This window comes from Pseudofulvibacter geojedonensis, assembly GCF_042675745.1.
GTDB classification, from domain to species: Bacteria; Bacteroidota; Bacteroidia; order Flavobacteriales; family Flavobacteriaceae; genus Pseudofulvibacter; species Pseudofulvibacter geojedonensis.
This window is the reverse complement of record NZ_JBHTJM010000006.1, coordinates 451,493-453,979: the sequence shown is the minus strand read 5'-3', so window position 1 is coordinate 453,979 and position 2,487 is coordinate 451,493. Positions and strand designations below refer to the sequence as shown.

Genomic DNA, 2,487 nt, shown 5'->3' with positions numbered 1-2,487 from the left:
AACCACTATCTACTGTTACTGTTACATCATCAGTATCTGTACAACCTGTTGCTGTTTCAGTAATTGTTAAGGTATAAGTAGTTGTTGCTGCAGCTGTTGATGTTGGATTCGAGATCGTAGCATCATCTAAACCTGTTGCTGGCGACCATGAATAGGTGAATCCTGCAGCGGAAGCAGCTCCTATTTGTACACTTGTTGTTGTACAAGTAATGGTTCCATCTGATCCTGCATTGGCTGTTGGTAAAGTGTCGTTTACTGTTACTGTAGCCATATCGTTATTACAAGGGGTTGTTCCAGTTACTGTGTAAGTGTATGTACCTGAGCCTGCAAGAGCAGGAGTCCATGAACCTCCAGTGTCTGGGTTTCCACCTAATTCAGCGAATAATTGAGCAGCTGTAACTGTTGTTCCAGTACATATAGTTAAACTACCGTTGTTACCTGCATTAGGAGCTTGTATAGAAGAAACTGTAATGTTATCTGTAGCGCATAGATTTCCCTGAGTAATATAACAAGTATAGGTTCCTGGTTGAGTTGCATTATATGTTTGGTTATTTTCACCAGCTATTGTTGTGCCATTAAATAGCCATGAGTAATTAGTAGAAGCATTGGTTCCAGTTGTTGTCGCAGTTAATGTAGTAGGGAAGTTATCTGAGCAAACATTTATGTCGTTTCCTAAATCTACAGTAATAGATGAAGGAGGACTTGCTTGTAAAAATACAGCAGAGTCTAATGTTTCATCACCTCTATCTGCAATAACCATTTTCATGTGGTAGGTTGTTCCAGGTGTAACCGCGTGAGATGCAGTTAACAAGTCGGTCCACCCATTAAAATTAATAGGATTTGCTGCATTGCCAGGGCTATTGTATAGAGCTGTATTTACAGCAGGGCAACCACCTGCATTGCTTCTAATTGTACCAGAAGACACAATTTGACCTCCAGGTAGCACTGCAATATTTGTTCCAGTTATTCCTGGGTCATTAGGGATACCTGGACCAGATAGTATAAAGGCAAAACCATCCTGATAAGTAGGGGTGCATTCGAATCCACCTTCTAAACCTTTAGTGTATTCTTCAGAAGAAAAAAGATATTGAAAACTAAATACATTGTCCAAAGGAGTAAAATCAAACTCAACAATTGTAGCGTTATATGTTTGTTCGTTACCTGCAATGTTATTATCTAAAATAGTTTTCAAATCTGCATCTCCTGGCCAACCACTATTTACTAAACCAGTTAAGTCTCTATAGGTATTGCCTCCTTCGGTTTCTGTAGCTGCTCCATTAGATAGAATGATACCTCGGTCTATCGGAAAGTTTGCTCCTGCATATGTAAAATAAGCAAAGCTTTTTGCCGTATTAGTTATTGGATCAATATTTTGATCATAAGCTCTTACATCTGATCTGGAGACAGATGTGATATTAGTGACAGTTGCGCAAGATTGACCTAAAAAAACATTTTCGATTAGTTGCTCTAAAGTCATTGATGACTCAGGAGTACCAGTTGGGTTAACATCAATATTTTGTGAGTGTAAACAAATCGAGCTTATAAAAAAAGCAATTAATAATAGTGACTTTTTCATTAATTGTGAGTTAAGGTTGTGTAAAAATCATCGTTAAAATACCTTATTAACAATTGATAACAACTTTTTTTGAACTCATAATTAACTCATATGGCTTCAAATAATCGACCAATAGCTTGTTTTTTTAGATGAAATACTAAATATAATTACAATAGCACTTTTTATCGTTTTATGAATAATATGTTTTATTTTATGTAATTAATGATAAAAAACCACTATTTGTTAATAGTGGTTTTTATTTCATCTAAAAGAATGTTATTTATCTTTTAAGCGAGAAGTTAGCTTTAAATTCTTTTTGCTGATTGTTTTCTATATATATAATTTTAAACCAGTAATCTGTAGAAGGCATAGGGCTACCATTATAGGTACCATCCCAACCAGCTCCATCAGGATCTAATTGTTTTAATAGTTTACCAAATCTATCGAAGATGTAAATCTGCGAGATTGGAATACCATCTATACCGTGAATCATCCAAGTGTCATTAGCTCCATCGCTGTTAGGAGAGAAGAAATGCGGATAATCAATTACAAAAACAGGGTAACTTACTAGTGCACATCCTTTGGTGTCTCTAATCCATACTACATGTGGTCCTGGGTTTACATCAGTAAATGTTCCGCTACTCTGGAAAGTGTCTCCAGGTCCTGCAGCATTACCTAAGCTATATTCAAAAGTAACTCCAGGTACAGTAGATGTTGCAGTGGCTTCAATTACATGGTTTCCAGCAAATGCATTAGTGGTAACAGTAGCGTTGTAGGTAGCAGGGCTAGCAGAAATACTAATTGTAGCAGTAGCTGAGTTTTGGCATAACATATCTGTTGGTCCAGATGCTGTAACACTATAATCTCCAGCTTGGCTTACCGTATAAGTACTACTATTTGCTCCTGGAATTTCTACACCGTTAAACGACCAT

At 36.7% G+C, this 2,487-nt stretch carries 2 protein-coding genes; both read right to left on the bottom strand.

Annotation, left to right across the window (positions count from 1 at the left end; all coding sequences use genetic code 11):
• A partial coding sequence (locus ACFQ1O_RS07070; RefSeq protein WP_377714782.1) for a choice-of-anchor L domain-containing protein occupies nt 1-1,576 on the bottom strand: 1,576 nt, incomplete at its 3' end.
• 259 nt (nt 1,577-1,835) lie between these two features.
• A partial coding sequence (locus ACFQ1O_RS07065) for a T9SS type B sorting domain-containing protein (RefSeq protein WP_377714780.1) occupies nt 1,836-2,487 on the bottom strand: 652 nt, incomplete at its 5' end.